The organism is Bacteroides sp. 1_1_30 (assembly GCF_020982715.1).
In the GTDB taxonomy this organism is placed as follows: Bacteria; Bacteroidota; Bacteroidia; order Bacteroidales; family Bacteroidaceae; genus Bacteroides; species Bacteroides xylanisolvens.
Genome location: NZ_JAJKHN010000001.1, coordinates 105,801 through 122,818, shown reverse-complemented (window position 1 = coordinate 122,818; position 17,018 = coordinate 105,801). Strand labels below are relative to the sequence as shown.

The 17,018-nt window shown below is 42.0% G+C and carries 13 protein-coding genes; 9 read left to right on the top strand and 4 right to left on the bottom strand.

Annotated elements, in window-relative coordinates:
- Positions 1–8: 8 nt before the first annotated feature.
- The 8 genes from guaB to LPH68_RS00525 all read left to right on the top strand — a co-directional run bounded on the left by guaB (position 9) and on the right by LPH68_RS00525 (position 10,766).
- The gene (gene guaB / locus LPH68_RS00560; RefSeq protein ID WP_008020388.1) at positions 9–1,487 is read left to right on the top strand and encodes an IMP dehydrogenase; all 1,479 of its coding nucleotides are present in this window, start codon (positions 9–11) and stop codon (positions 1,485–1,487) included.
- A gap of 142 nt (positions 1,488–1,629) precedes the next feature.
- Positions 1,630–3,174 carry a peptidylprolyl isomerase gene (locus LPH68_RS00555; RefSeq protein ID WP_117811528.1) on the top strand — a complete coding sequence of 515 codons (1,545 nt, stop codon included), beginning with the start codon at positions 1,630–1,632 and terminating at the stop codon, positions 3,172–3,174.
- A 54-nt stretch (positions 3,175–3,228) separates the two neighbouring features.
- The gene (locus LPH68_RS00550) at positions 3,229–4,074 is read left to right on the top strand and encodes a hypothetical protein (RefSeq protein ID WP_008641843.1); all 846 of its coding nucleotides are present in this window, start codon (positions 3,229–3,231) and stop codon (positions 4,072–4,074) included.
- A gap of 9 nt (positions 4,075–4,083) precedes the next feature.
- Positions 4,084–5,466 (top strand): peptidylprolyl isomerase, encoded by a 1,383-nt coding sequence (locus LPH68_RS00545; RefSeq protein WP_008641845.1) that lies wholly within the window; start codon positions 4,084–4,086, stop codon positions 5,464–5,466.
- Between the two features lie 22 nt (positions 5,467–5,488).
- Positions 5,489–7,255: an OstA-like protein gene (locus tag LPH68_RS00540; RefSeq protein WP_117685314.1), complete on the top strand. Its 1,767-nt coding sequence runs from the start codon at positions 5,489–5,491 to the stop codon at positions 7,253–7,255.
- Position 7,256: 1 nt separating this feature from the next.
- On the top strand, positions 7,257–7,556 hold the full coding sequence (locus LPH68_RS00535) for a hypothetical protein (protein WP_004314386.1): 300 nt from the start codon (positions 7,257–7,259) through the stop codon (positions 7,554–7,556).
- A 17-nt stretch (positions 7,557–7,573) separates the two neighbouring features.
- Positions 7,574–9,475 carry a DNA mismatch repair endonuclease MutL gene (mutL, locus tag LPH68_RS00530; RefSeq protein ID WP_151922986.1) on the top strand — a complete coding sequence of 634 codons (1,902 nt, stop codon included), beginning with the start codon at positions 7,574–7,576 and terminating at the stop codon, positions 9,473–9,475.
- Between the two features lie 103 nt (positions 9,476–9,578).
- Positions 9,579–10,766, top strand: coding sequence for an OmpA family protein (locus LPH68_RS00525; protein WP_004314384.1), 1,188 nt, complete (start codon positions 9,579–9,581; stop codon positions 10,764–10,766).
- Between the two features lie 162 nt (positions 10,767–10,928).
- On the opposite strand, the gene LPH68_RS00520 is transcribed toward LPH68_RS00525, so the two are convergent.
- From LPH68_RS00520 to LPH68_RS00510, 3 genes are all read right to left on the bottom strand, one after another.
- Entirely contained in the window at positions 10,929–11,189 is a 261-nt protein-coding gene (locus LPH68_RS00520) for a DNA-binding protein (protein WP_227237090.1), read from the bottom strand.
- 325 nt (positions 11,190–11,514) lie between these two features.
- Complete coding sequence (locus tag LPH68_RS00515; protein ID WP_118220094.1) at positions 11,515–12,216, bottom strand: hypothetical protein; 702 nt, start codon at positions 12,214–12,216, stop codon at positions 11,515–11,517.
- A 37-nt stretch (positions 12,217–12,253) separates the two neighbouring features.
- Positions 12,254–12,712 (bottom strand): hypothetical protein, encoded by a 459-nt coding sequence (locus LPH68_RS00510; RefSeq protein WP_015533043.1) that lies wholly within the window; start codon positions 12,710–12,712, stop codon positions 12,254–12,256.
- Between the two features lie 281 nt (positions 12,713–12,993).
- Between LPH68_RS00510 and LPH68_RS00505 the strand changes: the two genes are divergently transcribed.
- Complete coding sequence (locus tag LPH68_RS00505; protein WP_151936681.1) at positions 12,994–15,417, top strand: DUF2339 domain-containing protein; 2,424 nt, start codon at positions 12,994–12,996, stop codon at positions 15,415–15,417.
- A 94-nt stretch (positions 15,418–15,511) separates the two neighbouring features.
- On the opposite strand, the gene trpS is transcribed toward LPH68_RS00505, so the two are convergent.
- On the bottom strand, positions 15,512–16,606 hold the full coding sequence (gene trpS / locus LPH68_RS00500; protein ID WP_004314379.1) for a tryptophan--tRNA ligase: 1,095 nt from the start codon (positions 16,604–16,606) through the stop codon (positions 15,512–15,514).
- Between the last annotated feature and the right edge of the window lie 412 nt (positions 16,607–17,018).

Sequence of the window (17,018 nt, the reverse complement as noted above, 5' to 3'; positions counted from 1 at the left end):
ATAGCCCTATGTCATTTATTGCTGATAAGATTGTAATGGATGGGTTAACTTACGACGACGTATTGTTGATCCCCGCTTATTCTGAAGTTTTACCGCGCACTGTCGATCTCTCGACTAAGTTTTCAAAAAACATTGAGTTAAAAATTCCTTTTGTGACGGCTGCCATGGATACGGTTACCGAAGCGAAAATGGCTATTGCCATTGCTCGTGAGGGTGGTATCGGCGTGATTCACAAAAATATGTCTATCGAAGAACAGGCAAGACAAGTTGCTATTGTAAAACGTGCCGAAAATGGTATGATTTATGATCCCGTAACTATTAAAAGAGGTTCTACTGTGCAGGATGCACTGGACATCATGGCGGAATACAAAATCGGTGGTATCCCTGTGGTAGATGATGAAGGTTATTTGGTGGGTATTGTTACTAACAGAGATTTGCGTTTCGAAAGAGACATGGCTAAACATATTGATCTTGTCATGACTCCGAAAGAAAGATTGGTAACTACAAACCAGTCTACTGATCTGGAATCTGCTGCACAGATTCTTCAGAAACATAAGATCGAGAAACTTCCGATTGTCGGAATGGACGGAAAGTTGATCGGTCTTGTTACTTATAAAGATATTACAAAAGCAAAAGATAAACCGATGGCTTGTAAAGATGCCAAAGGTCGTTTGCGTGTAGCTGCCGGTGTAGGTGTGACTGCCGATACGCTGGATCGTATGCAGGCATTGGTAGATGCCGGTGCGGATGCAATTGTGATTGATACGGCTCACGGACACTCTATGTTTGTGATTGAAAAACTGAAAGAAGCTAAGAAACGCTTCCCGAACATTGATATCGTAGTGGGTAATATTGCTACCGGAGAAGCTGCAAAAGCGTTGGTAGAAGCAGGAGCGGATGCAGTGAAAGTCGGTATCGGTCCGGGTTCTATCTGTACCACTCGTGTGGTTGCCGGTGTAGGTGTTCCACAGTTGTCTGCTGTCTATGATGTAGCAAAAGCCTTGAAGGGTACAGGTATTCCTTTGATTGCCGATGGTGGTTTGCGCTATTCGGGCGATGTAGTGAAAGCGTTGGCTGCCGGTGGATATTGTGTAATGATCGGATCGTTGGTTGCCGGAACAGAAGAGTCTCCGGGCGACACAATCATTTTCAATGGACGTAAATTTAAATCCTATCGTGGTATGGGATCGTTGGAAGCGATGGAGAACGGTTCGAAAGACCGTTACTTCCAGAGCGGAACTGCTGATGTGAAGAAGCTGGTTCCGGAAGGAATTGCTGCCCGTGTTCCTTATAAAGGTACACTTTTCGAGGTTGTCTATCAGTTGTCAGGTGGTTTGCGTGCAGGTATGGGATACTGCGGTGCTGCCAATATTGATAAACTTCATGATGCTAAGTTTACCCGCATTACCAATGCAGGTGTAATGGAAAGCCATCCGCACGACGTGACGATTACTAGTGAATCGCCTAACTATAGCCGTCCGGAATAATAGATAGATACGGTGAACTATTAACGGTGAACGGTGAACAGGCTGTATTGTCAGCAAGGTGTTCACTGCTCACCGTTTGTTGTTTATCTGTTATTGCCTCTGTGATGTTTGTTGTTTATTGTTTGGAAAATAAAAAATGATGATGAAAAGAAGCCTGTTGTTGGGATGTATTTCTCTCTTTGTTGTCGCGGTCTTTGCGCAAGAAGATCCGGTATTGATGCGTGTTAACGGAAGAGAGGTACTCCGTTCGGAATTTGAAAATGCATACCGCCGTTATGTAGAACGCTCAAATGCCCGGCTTTCACCAAAAGAGTATGCGGCACTTTTCGCTCAATCAAAGTTGAAGGTGGAAGCAGCCAGGGCTGCCGGGCTTGATACGACTACAGTTTTCCGTAAACAACACGAGAAATGTTGGACAGAATTGGTAGAATCTTATCTGATTGACAAACAAGTGATGGATAGTTGTGCCCGTGTCTTGTATCAGAAGATGGGATTGAAAGCACGTAGCGGCCGGGTGCAAGTCATGCAAATTTTTAAACGTTTACCGCAGACGGTTACTTCCCGTCATTTGGAAGAAGAAAAAGCCCGGATGGATTCTATATACCGGGTGATACAGAATCAGCCGGATTTGAATTTTAACCGTTTGGTGGAAATCTATTCGGATGATAAGCAGAGTAGATGGATAGAAGGTCTGGAGACAACGAGTGAATTTGAGGATGTCGCTTTCTCTTTGGCGAAAGGTGCGGTATCACAGCCATTCTTCACTCCTGAAGGGATTCATATCTTGAAAGTGATTGACCGGGAGGAAGCATTTGCTTATGAAAATGTCAGTGGCAGGTTGATAGAGCGGTTACGGCGTAAGGAAATTTTAGACAAAGGCACGGCAGCGATGCTCGACCGATTAAAAAGGTCATGGCAGTATACCCCGAATCAGGCAGCAATGGAAGAGCTGTTGACGAAAGGCCGGACAGAACAAAATCTCTTTATGATTGATGGACAGGCATATACCGGAGCTATGTTCACGCGTTTTGCCTCTTCTCATCCTCAATCTGTCAAACGCCAGTTGGAAGGGTTTATTGCTAAATCATTATTGGATTATGAAAGCCGGAATATAGATAAAAAGCATCCGGAAATTCGTGTTGCCTTGCGGGAATCTGACGAAAACTATTTGGTAAAAGAAATCACACGACAAAAAATAGAGTTGCCTGCTATTAATGACCGGGCCGGATTGGCTACCTATTTCAAATTTCATTCGTCGGATTATCGGTGGGAGAGTCCCCGGTATAGAGGAGTCGTGCTTCATTGCGTTGATAAAAAGACGGTAAAGCAAGCTAAAAAAATGCTGAAGAAAGTGCCGGAAAAAGAGTGGGCGGACCAGCTTCGGCAAACTTTTAATACATCCGGGACGGAAAAGATACAGGTTGAACAAGGAATTTTTGCCGACGGAGACAATAAATATATAGATAAACTGGTTTTTAAGAAGGGTGGTTTCGAACCCGTGATGTCTTATCCTTTTACCATTGTTGTAGGCGAAAAAATGAAAGGACCGGATGATTATCGGGAAGTAATTGAACAGGTGCGAAAGGATTATCGAAGCTATCTTGACACGTGCTGGGCGCGGGAATTGAGGGAGTTTGGTAAGGTTGAAATAAACCAAGAGGTTTTAAAAACAGTTAATAATAACTGATGTAACCGATTATTCACTATCTTCGTACCTTAAATAAGTAGATTTTAGTTGCCAATGCGAATATTAGTCCTCTTACTGATTACCCTTCTTGGTTGTGGAGCGTGCAAGGAACAGCGCGACCACAAAGGAAAGACTCCTTTGGTAGAGGTGGACGGTAACTTTTTATATAAAGAAGATTTGATGTCCGTGCTTCCGGTCGGATTGTCAAAAGATGATAGTATTCTCTTCACCGAACATTATATTCGTAGTTGGGCGGAAGAGATTTTATTATATGAGAAAGCTGCGAACAATATTCCCGATAATGTGGATGTAGACAAACTAGTGGAGAATTATCGGAAAGCGTTGATTATGCATACTTATCAGCAGGAGTTGATAAACCAGAAGCTGTCGAATGATATTTCCGAACAAGAGATCGCAGAATATTACGGAAAAAACAAAGAACTGTTTAAGCTGGAAACCCCGTTGATTAAGGGATTGTTTATCAAAGTGCCGTTGACGGCTCCCCAGCTGAACAATGTGCGCAGGTGGTATAAGTCGGACAAACAGGATGCTGTTGAGAGCCTGGAAAAATATAGCTTACAGAATGCAGTGAAATACGAATACTTCTATGACAAATGGGTGTCCGTGACTGATGTACTGGATATGATTCCATTAAAAGTAGAGGCACCGGAAGAGTACGTAGACAAACACCGTCAGGTAGAATTGAAAGATACGGCCTATTATTATTTCCTGAATGTGAGCGATTATCGCGGAATTGGTGAAGAGAAACCGTATGAATTTGCCCGTTCGGAAGTGAAAGACTTACTGGTTAATCAGAAACGGGTGAGCTTTATGGAACAGGTAAAGAACGACTTGTATCAGCAGGCAGTAAGTAAGAAGAAGATTATATATAATTATTAAATACAAAGAATGAAGAAGTTTGTGAACTTTAGATTTGTTGTTACCCTTGTCCTGGCAATATTTGCTAATGTGGCAACCTATGCACAAGATAATGTGGTTGATGAAGTAGTTTGGGTAGTAGGTGACGAAGCTATTTTGAAATCAGATGTAGAAGAGGCCCGTATGGATGCCTTGTATAATGGACGCAGATTTGACGGCGATCCTTATTGTGTAATTCCTGAAGAGATTGCCGTGCAGAAGTTGTTCTTGCATCAGGCAAAGTTGGACAGTATCGAGGTTTCCGAAGCGGAAATCATCCAGCGTGTGGATATGATGACCAACATGTACATCCAGCAGATCGGTTCCAGAGAGAAGATGGAGGAGTATTTCAATAAAACTTCCACCCAGATTCGTGAGACGCTGCGTGATAATGCACGTGACGGATTGACCGTTCAGAAGATGCAGCAGAAACTGGTAGGAGAAATCAAAGTGACTCCGGCAGAAGTACGCCGTTACTTCAAAGACCTTCCACAAGATAGTATTCCTTACATTCCGACACAGGTAGAAGTGCAGATCATTACTTTACAACCGAAAATTCCTATCTCGGAGATTGAGGATGTAAAAAAGACGTTGCGTGATTATACGGATCGTGTGACAAAAGGAGAAATTGACTTCTCTACATTGGCGCGTTTGTATTCGGAAGACAAGGCATCTGCTATTAAAGGTGGTGAATGTGGATTCATGGGACGTGGTATGATGGACCCTGCTTATGCGAATGTAGCGTTCAGTTTGCAAGATCCGAAGAAAGTTTCTAAGATTGTGGAGTCGGAATTTGGTTTCCACATTATCCAGTTGATTGAAAAACGTGGTGACCGTGTCAACACTCGCCATATCTTGTTGCGTCCGAAAGTATCGGAAAAAGAACTGACCGAGGCTTGTGCCCGTCTGGATTCTATTGCCGATGATATTCGTGCCAACAAATTTACATTTGATGATGCGGCTGCCGTTATCTCACAGGATAAAGACACCCGTAACAACCATGGTATTATGGTGAACATCAATGAAAATTCAGGTGTGACTACTTCTAAGTTCCAGATGCAGGATCTTCCTCAAGACGTTGCTAAGGTAGTGGATAAGATGAATGTAGGTGAAATTTCCAAAGCCTTTACAATGATTAATGAGAAGGATGGAAAAGAAGTATGTGCTATCGTGAAGTTGAAAGCAAAAATCAACGGTCATAAAGCAACCATTGCAGAAGACTATCAGGACCTGAAAGAAATTGTGATGGAGAAACGCCGTGAAGAGATGTTGCAGAAATGGATTCTGGACAAGCAGAAACATACTTATGTACGCATCAACGAAAACTGGCAGAAGTGTGACTTCAAGTATCCGGGTTGGGTCAAGAAGGACTGATGTAACCTTGCTTTGATTTTATATGCTGAAAACAAATAAAAAAAATAAACAACAAGACAGGCATAGATGGCTCCTTATAGGCTTTCTATGCCTGTTTGGTGTATGTCTTGTAGCACAAGTGAGGCCAACAGGACAGAAACCTGTGACAGGGGATTCAATTAAATCGGCTGCGGATACGTCTAAGTCGGCTCCAAAAGCCAAAACACCGGCAGGCAATAAGAAACAGTCGGACAACAAGAAGCAACCGGAGAATAAAAAGACCAAAGTTTATCTGCTTCATGCTGATGAAGGTCAGGCGGATAAGTTGGCGCGTCCGGATGTGCAGGTGTTGATTGGTAACGTGAAATTGCGGCATGACAGTATGTATATGTACTGTGATAGTGCGCTGATTTTTGAGAAAACCAACTCTGTGGAGGCCTTCAGTAATGTGCGTATGGAACAGGGAGACACTTTGTTCATCTACGGTGATTATCTTTATTATGACGGAATGACGCAAATAGCGCAGCTTCGTGAAAATGTGAAGATGATTAATCGGAACACCACCCTGTTGACAGATAGCTTGAACTACGACCGTCTCTACGACCTCGGATATTATTTCGAGGGAGGAACCTTGATGGATGAAGAGAATGTATTGACTTCCGATTGGGGAGAATACAGTCCTGCAACAAAACAGTCGGTATTCAACCATGATGTGAAGTTGGTAAACCCTAAGTTTGTGTTGACTTCCGATACATTAAGGTATAATACGGAAAGCAAAATCGCAGTTATTCTCGGACCTTCCAATATCGTCAGTGATAATAATCATATCTATTCGGAACGGGGATTCTATAATACAATGACCGAACAAGCCGAACTGTTGGACCGTTCGGTACTGACCAATCAGGGAAAGAAACTGGTAGGCGACAGTCTGTTCTATGACCGTATCATCGGTTATGGCGAGGCGTTCGATAATGTGAAGATGACAGATTCCATTAATAAGAATATGCTGACGGGTGATTATTGTTTCTATAATGAATTGACAGACTCCGCGTTTGCGACGAAACGTGCTGTGGCAATCGACTACTCGCAAGGGCCTGACAGTCTTTTTATGCATGGCGATACATTGCAGTTGGTGTCTTACAACCTGAATACCGATTCCGTTTTCCGGTTGATGAAGGCTTATCACAAGGTACGTATGTATCGTACGGATGTTCAAGGAGTATGTGACTCACTGGTCTATAATTCGAAGGATTCCTGTATGACCATGTATACCGACCCTATTCTTTGGAATGAAGGGCAGCAACTACTTGGCGAGCAGATCAAGATTTATATGAATGACAGCACGATTGACTGGGCGCATATCATCAACCAGGCGTTGACGGTGGAAATGAAAGATTCTATTCATTATAACCAAGTGTCCGGCAAAGAGATGAAAGCCTATTTCATCAATGGAGATATGCGTCATATTGAAGTGATTGGTAATGTGTTGACCGCTTTCTATCCGGAAGAAAAAGACAGTACGATGACCGGATTTAATTGTCTGGAAGGTAGTGTGCTTCATCTTTATATGAAGGACAAGAAGATGGAAAAAGGACTGTTTATCGGTAAATCCAACGGAACGATGTATCCGATGGACCAGATACCGCCTGATAAATTGCGTCTTCCCACTTTTGCCTGGTTCGACTATGTCCGTCCGCTGAATAAGGATGATATCTTTAACTGGCGGGGTAAACGTGCGGGCGATACACTGAAACCGACCACCGACCGGCGACCCAAAACAGAAAAGCGAAACTTAATAAATATGAAGTAGTATGGGAATGTTTAACTCAATGAGAAAGCCCCGTGGCTTTAATCATCAATACATTTATGTAGACGAGCGGAAAGAAAAGCTCGCAAAGATGGAGGAGAACGCCAAACGTGACTTGGGGATGCTTCCGGAAAAGGAATTTAATCCGGAGGATATTCGAGGTAAGTTCATCGAAGGTACTACGCATTTGAAAAGAAGAAAAGCGAGTGGCCGCAAACCGGTCTCTTTCGGAATCATACTGATAATCATTGCTTTCCTTCTTTATCTGTGGCATTATTTGGCGACAGGAAGCTGGAACTTTTAATTATTAATTTACGAAGAATGAGCGATATAATTCATTTGTTACCTGATTCGGTAGCTAACCAGATTGCTGCCGGTGAAGTGATACAACGTCCCGCGTCTGTCATCAAGGAGCTAGTGGAGAATGCGATTGATGCAGATGCACAAAATATACATGTATTGGTGACTGATGCAGGTAAAACCAGCATTCAGGTGATTGATGATGGAAAAGGAATGTCCGAAACGGATGCCCGTCTTTCTTTTGAGCGACATGCCACTTCCAAGATACGTCAAGCGGCGGATCTGTTTGCTTTGCGTACAATGGGATTTCGCGGAGAGGCATTGGCTTCTATCGCTGCTGTGGCACAGGTAGAGTTAAAGACACGTCCGGAATCGGAAGAGCTGGGCACGAAACTGGTGATTGCAGGCTCTCAAGTGGAAAGTCAGGAGGCTGTGTCCTGTTCTAAAGGAAGTAACTTCTCTGTAAAGAACCTATTCTTTAATGTACCTGCCCGTCGTAAATTTCTAAAGGCTAATTCAACGGAATTGAGTAACATCCTTGCCGAATTTGAACGGATCGCTTTGGTGCATCCGGAGGTTGCTTTTTCGCTTTATAGTAATGATTCGGAGTTATTTAATCTTCCGGTATCACAATTACGTCAACGTATCCTTGCTATTTTCGGTAAGAAGCTCAATCAGCAGTTACTCAATATAGAGGTCAATACTACCATGGTGAAAATCTCCGGATATGTAGCCAAGCCGGAGACAGCCCGTAAGAAAGGGGCACATCAGTATTTCTTTGTCAACGGGCGTTATATGCGTCATCCTTATTTTCATAAGGCAGTCATGGAGGCTTATGAACAGTTGATTCCCACTGGTGAACAGATTTCCTACTTTATCTATTTCAATGTAGATCCGGCTAATATTGACGTGAATATCCATCCGACAAAGACTGAAATCAAGTTTGAAAATGAACAGGCTATCTGGCAGATACTTTCAGCATCCGTGAAGGAGTCGTTGGGTAAATTCAGTGCGATCCCTTCTATTGATTTTGATACGGAAGACATGCCTGACATTCCGGCATTTGAGGAGAAAATGTCTTCCGAGCCTCCGAAGATACATTATAATACAGATTATAATCCGTTTAAAGTTTCTGCCGGTGGCGGTGGTGGCGGATCGTACAGCCGTTCGAAAGTGGAATGGGAAGATTTGTACGGAGGGCTGACGAAAGCCAGTAAGATGAATAACCCGCAACCGGAACCAGAAATGGATTGGGAAGACTCTTCTATTGGCGGCCAACCCACTTTCGTTGAAGAAAAGATGGAGACGGTCACCTCTGCCGCTTCTTCTACTTTGTATGCCAGTGAACCGGTGATAGAGAAAGGAAATCAGCATTTGCAGTTTAAAGGGCGGTTTATCCTGACTTCAGTTAAATCCGGTTTGATGCTAATCGATCAGCACCGGGCACACATACGGGTGCTTTTTGATCGTTATATGGTACAGATCCAACAGAAACAGGGGGTATCACAAGGCGTCCTGTTCCCGGAAATCTTACAGTTGCCGGCTTCGGAAGCTGCTGTACTGCAAAGTATTATGGATGATTTGTCTGCAGTCGGTTTCGATTTGAGTAATCTGGGAGGCGGTAGCTATGCCATTAATGGTATTCCTTCGGGGATTGAAGGTCTGAATCCGGTGGAACTGGTGCGTAATATGCTGCATACGGCGATGGAAAAAGGAAGTGACGTCAAGGAAGAAATCCAAAGTATTCTGGCATTAACATTGGCTCGCGCGGCGGCTATTGTTTACGGACAGGTGTTGAGTAATGAAGAAATGGTAAGCCTTGTAGACAACCTTTTTGCCTGTCCCTCACCGAATTACACCCCTGATGGGAAAACTGTTTTGACAACAATCAAGGAGGAAGACATCGAAAGATTATTCAAATAAAACAAATAATTTCATCTTTTTCTAAAACCTTTTAGTTCGGTTCGTGTTATTTAAATAGTTCAACAAAGAAAAAGATTTAAATAACCACTTAACTATTAGGTATATGAAAAAGATTCTGATGTTGCTGGCATTTGCCGGCGTTGCGTCTGTCGCTTCTGCGCAGCAGACAATGACTGTAACTGAATACGAAGTGATTCAGGTACAAGATAAATATCAAGTAATAACTAATCCTTTCTGGAGTAACTGGTTCTTCTCTGTAGGAGGCGGCGCCCAGGTGCTATATGGAAACAATGACCATATCGGCAAATTCAGAGACCGTGTTGCTCCTACATTTAACGTGTCTGTCGGCAAATGGGTAACTCCGGGATTCGGATTGCGTTTGCAATACAGCGGATTGCAGGCAAAAGGATTCACTACCAGCGAAACTGCTAATTATGTAGTGGGTGGTCCGAGAGAAGACGGTTCTTACAAACAAAGATGGGACTACATGAACTTGCATGGTGATTTGATGATTAACCTGAACGCACTTTTCGGTGGATACAATCCGAATCGCGTATATGAAATTATCCCTTATATAGGTGCCGGTTGGGCTCATGCTTATTCTCGTCCTCACACTAACTCCGCTACTTTCAATGCAGGTATTATCAACCGCTTCCGTTTGTCGAATGCTGTTGACTTGAATCTGGAGTTGAGCGCAACAGGTCTGGAAGGCAAGTTTGACGGAGAACATGGAGGTAGACCCGATTATGATGGTATCTTAGGTGCTACCCTCGGTGTGACTTATTACTTCCCTACCCGCGGATTCCAACGTCCTACTCCACAGATTATCTCTGAACTTGAATTGAATCAGATGCGTAATCAGATGAATGCAATGGCAGCAGCTAATATGCAATTGCAACAACAGTTGGCAAATGCACAACAACCAGTAGAAGTAGAAGATACTGAAGAAGTTGTTATCACAGATACTAACATTGCTCCGCGTACCGTATTCTTCAAGATCGGTTCTGATAAATTATCTCCGCAAGAAGAAATGAACTTGTCATATCTTGCCAGCAAGATAAAAGAATCTCCGAATGCTACATACACAATCAACGGATATGCTGACTCTGCAACCGGTACTCCTGCTTTCAATCAGAAGTTAAGTTTGGAACGTGCACAGGTTGTTAAAGACTTGTTAGTTAAGAAGTATGGCATCTCTGCCGATAGACTGAAAGTTGCAGCCGGTGGTGGTGTTGACAAATTCGGTCAACCGATTCTGAACCGTGTAGTATTGGTAGAATCTGCACAGTAATAAAAAGTAAAAAAGCGATTTCAGCATTCAGCGATTCTCTGTAATCGCTTGCTGGAAAGAGATAGCGGCTGAAAGCGAACCCTGAAAAGAGGGGTTCATGCTTTCAGCCGCCTTTTTTATATCTGTTCTTTGGGGGTATCTCCTCTGATATTTTGTTTTAGTTTATTTGACAGGCTGATAATCTCTGGACTTTCCATAAAATCCTGGGGCCGGCACATAAGTAGGTTGACTGGGAATGCCGATATTCTGCGGCTTGCCTTCCTGACGGAGTCGGCGAATATGAATCATGGCTGTGGAACGTACCATCCCCGTGATGCCTTGAAAGTCGGAACGTTGCATAATCTGATGATCGCTGAAATACTCTTTTAGCCGCATGTCTATCTCTATTTCCGATAATTTGGCAGAGTGCTTGACCCGCTTCATTTGCTTTATTTTTATATATCCGACAGATTGTTTCAGCTTCTTGTCCGAACGAAACTGTATCGCTTTTAATTTTACTTTTGAATTTCTGCGGGGAGTATCTGCAGAGATCTGTTCAATCGGATTTTTAACCTGTTTAATCGGATTTGTAATCCGATTGCTTTGAGCATCAGGATTTTCAATCCGAACTATATATTAAAGTATAGGTGTATTGCGGATTATAAATCCTGATACTCGGAGAACGGCGGATTGCAAATCCGCCGGGACGCATAATGTTTGGTAACTAGCTAACCTTCCGCTGTTATTTTTTCTAAGTATATGTCCTTCTTTAGCTAAATATCGGCAATGAGACTTTCAAATTAGGATATTTGTCACCCAATTGTTTCAAGAAGTCATTGCCAATGATAATATCCTGTATTGTTTCTTGTGGATCTGTCGGAATCTCCGGGATATTTGTAAATATCAGACAGGAGTAGATAATGAGTTCAACAGGTTTCTCGTCGGTTTGCAATGAAAGTTTGTATGCTTTCACGTTGTTTCCTCTGGCTTGTGCCTGTGCTTGTACTTGTCCCTCCATAGGAATTGCGATGAGACGGGAGTTTTCAAGACGCGCCTGATTGAATACAAAATGATTGTCGATTTCTCCATCTGTGTCTGTATCGAATAGGTGCAGATTGTCTCCGCTTAATACCAGATATTTGGGAGTTTGTACGGTATTGAAACGTACAGTTCCTAAGGTGGCCATTCCTTTCAGCTTATCTTTCATTCCGTCTTTGAGTGCGGATGCTACACCATACTCATTGCTGGCATAGTTGAAAGCGTCAATTTTTTCTTCTCCCATAGCTTCTTTCAGGAAAGATAAATCAGAGTTTAAGCAGAGTTTTTTATACTGTTCTGCATTTGCAAATTCAGCTTTGAAATCGGTGTTGTTCACTACTTGTGCCTGTTTCGAGTTTTTGTTTTTCATGTAAAACCAGTATCCTAGATATAGAACAATGAAAATGACCGGAATAAAGGTGTAAATAGACATAGTTTGTACTTTTTAATGTTATTAATAATGGTTTGTTTTATACTTCCACGGGTTTCACTTCTTTCTTTTTTCCAGGAATACATCCCCAAATGATAAGGGCAATTATAAGAAGTCCGACAGCTTTACCGCCATAACGGGAATAGAAACCGATCTTGTTCAACTTCTCTCCATCCAAATTATTTTCTTTTAGGATGGTAGCCAGTTGTTCTTCCGTCAGTTCATAGTAAGTGTCTTCCTTTTCGCAATAGCCGACCAGGCGAGGCTCTTTCTCTATGTATAGAGGGAGAAGGTAAGCGATGTTGAACTCCTGATGGAAAGTTGCCAGATCAATGTAGTTTCCATCGTCTGTTTGGTACTCTTCGGTATCAGGCAAATCTGCTACTTTGGTTAATACTTCGCGGTCGCCGAAAGGGATTTTTAAACCACGTGCGGATACTGTTTGGCAAGATAAGAAAAGAATGCCGCCAAGTGCAAATAGAAATTTAAGATGCTTCATGCTTCTTGTGTTTAAGTGAATAATTTGTGTGATTTTTATTGATATTGTGGCAAAGATAGGAAAAAGAAGAATAAAAGCCGTATAATTGTTTGGAATTTGTAAGCTCTATTCTTTTTTATAAAAAGAGGAGATTTTTTTCCTGATTTAGAGGATTTGTATCCTGATTTATGTAATTGATGTAAAATTGCATTATTGGGATAATCCAAATAATTTAATAACAATTGATTGGAGCTATTAATAATTATCTATATTTGTGATATAGAACTCAAATCTGGAATATTATGGACGACTTTAATACCGTATATGCACTACTTGTTTTAGTTATGTTATTTATTTTATTGAGTAGGTTGGACAATCGCTTCGGAAAGATAGAGAAAGAGTTGAATGAGATAAAGAAACGGATGGAAGATTATCTCAAGGTTCAGCAAAATTCTGTTGCTGAAGCCTCCAAGCCGAAAGAGGAAATATCAGAAAAAGAAACAAAAGATATTCCTGTGATGCCTCAAGCGGCAGAGCATGTTACGGTAGTAAAGACCGGACAACGAGAAGAGGCTGTTCAGGAAAAACACGAACCGGTTGTTGAAGCAGTTGTCCGTGAGACATTGGAAAAGACGCCTGAAAAGACGCTTGAAACAAGAATGGAGGAAGTTTGTGTAGAGGCTGTTCGGAAGGAATCCGCTAAATCTTCGACTGTGCCAGTTGTATTGGTTACTCCGGCTACTCCGGTTGTTCCGGTTGCCCCGACTGTTCCGAAACAAAAGAAACAGGTGAACTATGAAAAATTCATCGGTGAGAATCTTTTCGGGAAGATTGGTATCCTTATATTTGTAATCGGTGTAGGTTTCTTTGTAAAGTATGCCATTGATAAAAACTGGATTAATGAAACCTTCCGTACCGTGCTTGGTTTCTTGACGGGAGCTGTATTGCTGGCTGTTGCCGAACGGTTGCAAAAGAAATACCGAACCTTCAGTTCGCTGCTTGCGGGTGGTGCTTTCGCTGTGTTCTATCTTACAGTTGCCATTGCTTTCCATTATTATCATATTTTCTCGCAGACTATGGCCTTTATCATTCTGATTGGTGTCACAGTGTTTATGTCTATTCTGTCTGTGGTATATAATCGGCGTGAGTTGGCTATCATTTCTCTTGTAGGAGGATTCCTTGCGCCATTCATAGTGAGTAGCGGGGAAGGAAGTTATTTGGTACTGTTCACTTACGTGAGCATATTAAACCTGGGTATGTTCGGACTTTCCATTTATAAAAAGTGGAGTGAACTTCCAATGATTTCATTTGTCTTTACTTGCCTGATAATGGGAATCTTTCTTTTGTTTAACTATACCTCTAGTTCTACGGTTATTTCGAGCCATCTGTTTTGGTTTGCTACTCTGTTCTATTTTATCTTTCTACTTCCGGTGTTCTCTATCCTTCGTGGAGAGAATATGCGGACGATGAGCCGGGGATTAGTATTCGTCATTATAACGAATAATTTTATCTATTTGCTTTCAGGAGCCTTATTCTTGCAGAATATGGGATTGTCTTTCAAAGCAAGCGGCTTGTTGAGCCTGTTTATCGCTCTTGTTAATTTAGGACTGGTTCTTTGGTTGTGGAAGAATAGGAAGGAATATAAATTCCTCGTGCATACCACGTTGGGGCTTGTGCTGACATTTGTCTCCATTACAGTTCCGATTCAACTGGACGGAAACTATATAACCTTGCTTTGGGCATCGGAAATGGTATTGCTGTTGTGGCTCTATGTTAAGTCGAAAATTAGAGTATATGAGTATGCGGCTAAAGTTCTGGTAGGACTCACTTTCGTTTCTTACTTGATGGATGTGTATAGTGTGATGTTTGAATATCATTCCTTAGATACAATTTTTCTGAATAGTTCATTTGCCACCTCTTTGTTTGTGGGATTAGCGACAGGAGCATTTGCTTTATTAATGGAATATTATCATTCCTTCTTCTCTACGGCACGCCGGTTGAAATACAGCTTCTGGAATCCTTTTATGCTTATCGTCTTCGTAATCATACTTTATTATACATTTATGATGGAATTCAATTTGTATTTTGAAGGGGCGACGAGAAGCGGAGCTATGTTCTTGTTTACAGCCATATCCATTTCGAGTGTTTGCTATGCTTTCAGAAAACGATTCCCGATAACGAAACATCTCACTTCTTATATCTTGACTATCGGGGCAAACGTACTTGTATATATTATAAATATATGGGGCGACCAGAGAATATGGACTTCCCCTCCTGTTGTACTACCATGGCTGACAGCTGTGTTCGTAATAGCGAATTTGTATTATGTAGCACGTATGTACTATACATCAATCGGCATAAAATCCCGTTTCACCGTATATCTGAATATTCTTGCCACGCTCCTTTGGCTGACAATGGTACGCTCTTTCCTTTGGCAAGTAGGAGTGGACGATTTCAGTGCCGGGCTGTCACTCTCATTAAGCATTGCCGGGTTCGTCCAAATGGGGTTGGGCATGCGCCTGCATCAGAAACTACTCCGCATGGTGAGCCTTGCGACTTTCGGATTAGTCCTGCTCAAACTCGTCTTTGATGATTTATGGGCTATGCCGACCATTGGCAAGATTATTGTATTTATCATTCTGGGATTGATATTGCTGATACTTTCATTCCTTTATCAGAAATTAAAGGATGTGTTGTTCAAGAATGACGAGGAAGAAACAAACTGAATCTTTGAAAAATATCCGATAAGAAAGGCTGCCTGTTCTACAAAAGAAGGGCAGCCTTTACCTTATAATTATGTTTATTCCCAGACGAAATCTTTTACTCTTGCGAGAAACGTTTCACCTGCTCTTCGATTAATTCCTTATCATCAAAATAATTAATCTTCATCGCCTTCTTCACGTCAGCCAAAGTCTCGGCAGCCGCAGCCCTTGCCACTTCGCAGCCTTGCTGAAGCATCTCGTAGATAGCAGGGATATCCTTGCTGAACTCCTTGCGACGATTGCGAATCGGTTCCAAAGTCTCCTGCATGATGGAATTTAGGAAACGTTTTACTTTCACGTCACCCAATCCGCCGCGTTGATAATGCGCTTTCAGTTCTGCCAGATTCGGATAATCCGGTAAATAACGTTCGAAATGTTCGGGGAGGCAGAAAGCATCTAGGTAAGTAAATACCGTATTACCTTCAATTTTTCCCGGATCTTGTACGCGGAGATGCCCCGGGTCGGTATACATACTCATGATTTTCTTTTGGATTTCTTCCGGTTCTTCCGAAAGGTAGATGCAGTTTCCGAGCGATTTACTCATTTTAGCTTTACCGTCAGTTCCCGGAAGACGCAGACAAGCTGCATTGTCCGGCAACAGGATTTCCGGTTCTACCAATGTTTCACCATATATATAGTTGAAACGGCGAACGATTTCGCGAGCCTGTTCGAGCATCGGTTCCTGGTCTTCACCCACAGGGACAGTCGTTGCGCGGAATGCTGTAATGTCTGCTGCCTGGCTGATGGGATAAGTGAAGAAACCTACGGGAATACTTGCTTCAAAGTTACGCATCTGGATTTCCGATTTCACAGTCGGGTTACGTTGCAGGCGGGATACGCTGACAAGGTCCATATAATAGAAACTAAGTTCGCATAGTTCCGGTATTTGCGACTGGATGAAAATCGTAGCTTTAGTCGGATCAATACCACAAGCCAGATAATCAAGAGCAACTTCGATTACATTCTGACGCACCTTTTCCGGATTGTCTATATTGTCTGTCAATGCCTGTGAATCGGCAATGAAGATAAACATCTTACTATAATCACCTGCGTTTTGCAGGTCAACTCTGCGTTTCAACGAACCTACATAGTGACCGATATGAAGTCTTCCGGTAGGACGGTCGCCCGTCAATATGATTTTTTCTTTTCCCATATTTATTACCTTATTATATAATGGCGACAAAGATAAGGATAAAAACTGAAAGAAACATCAAAATACAGTTACTTCATGATTTGTGCCTGCTTAAGATAAGAATGTAATCATTAAAAGCCAATGGAAAAACGACTGTTTCATTAACGCGGTAAATTATTTCAGTAAAAAAGTGAACATATCTTTTTGTCATGTGCAAAATATGTCGTTACTTTGCACAAATTTTGAAGTCAACAATGAATCAACAGGAAATTAGAAGCAAGTATTATTTACATTCGGATGTTTTTCATCCCGAAACGAAAGTCTTCTTCTCTTATTTCCAAAAACAATATTTTAGTTCTTTGGTAATGCGTTAATCCTTTTTTGAGGGTAACGCATTTTTTTTATGAACGAACTTAGAAATAACAACTTATTA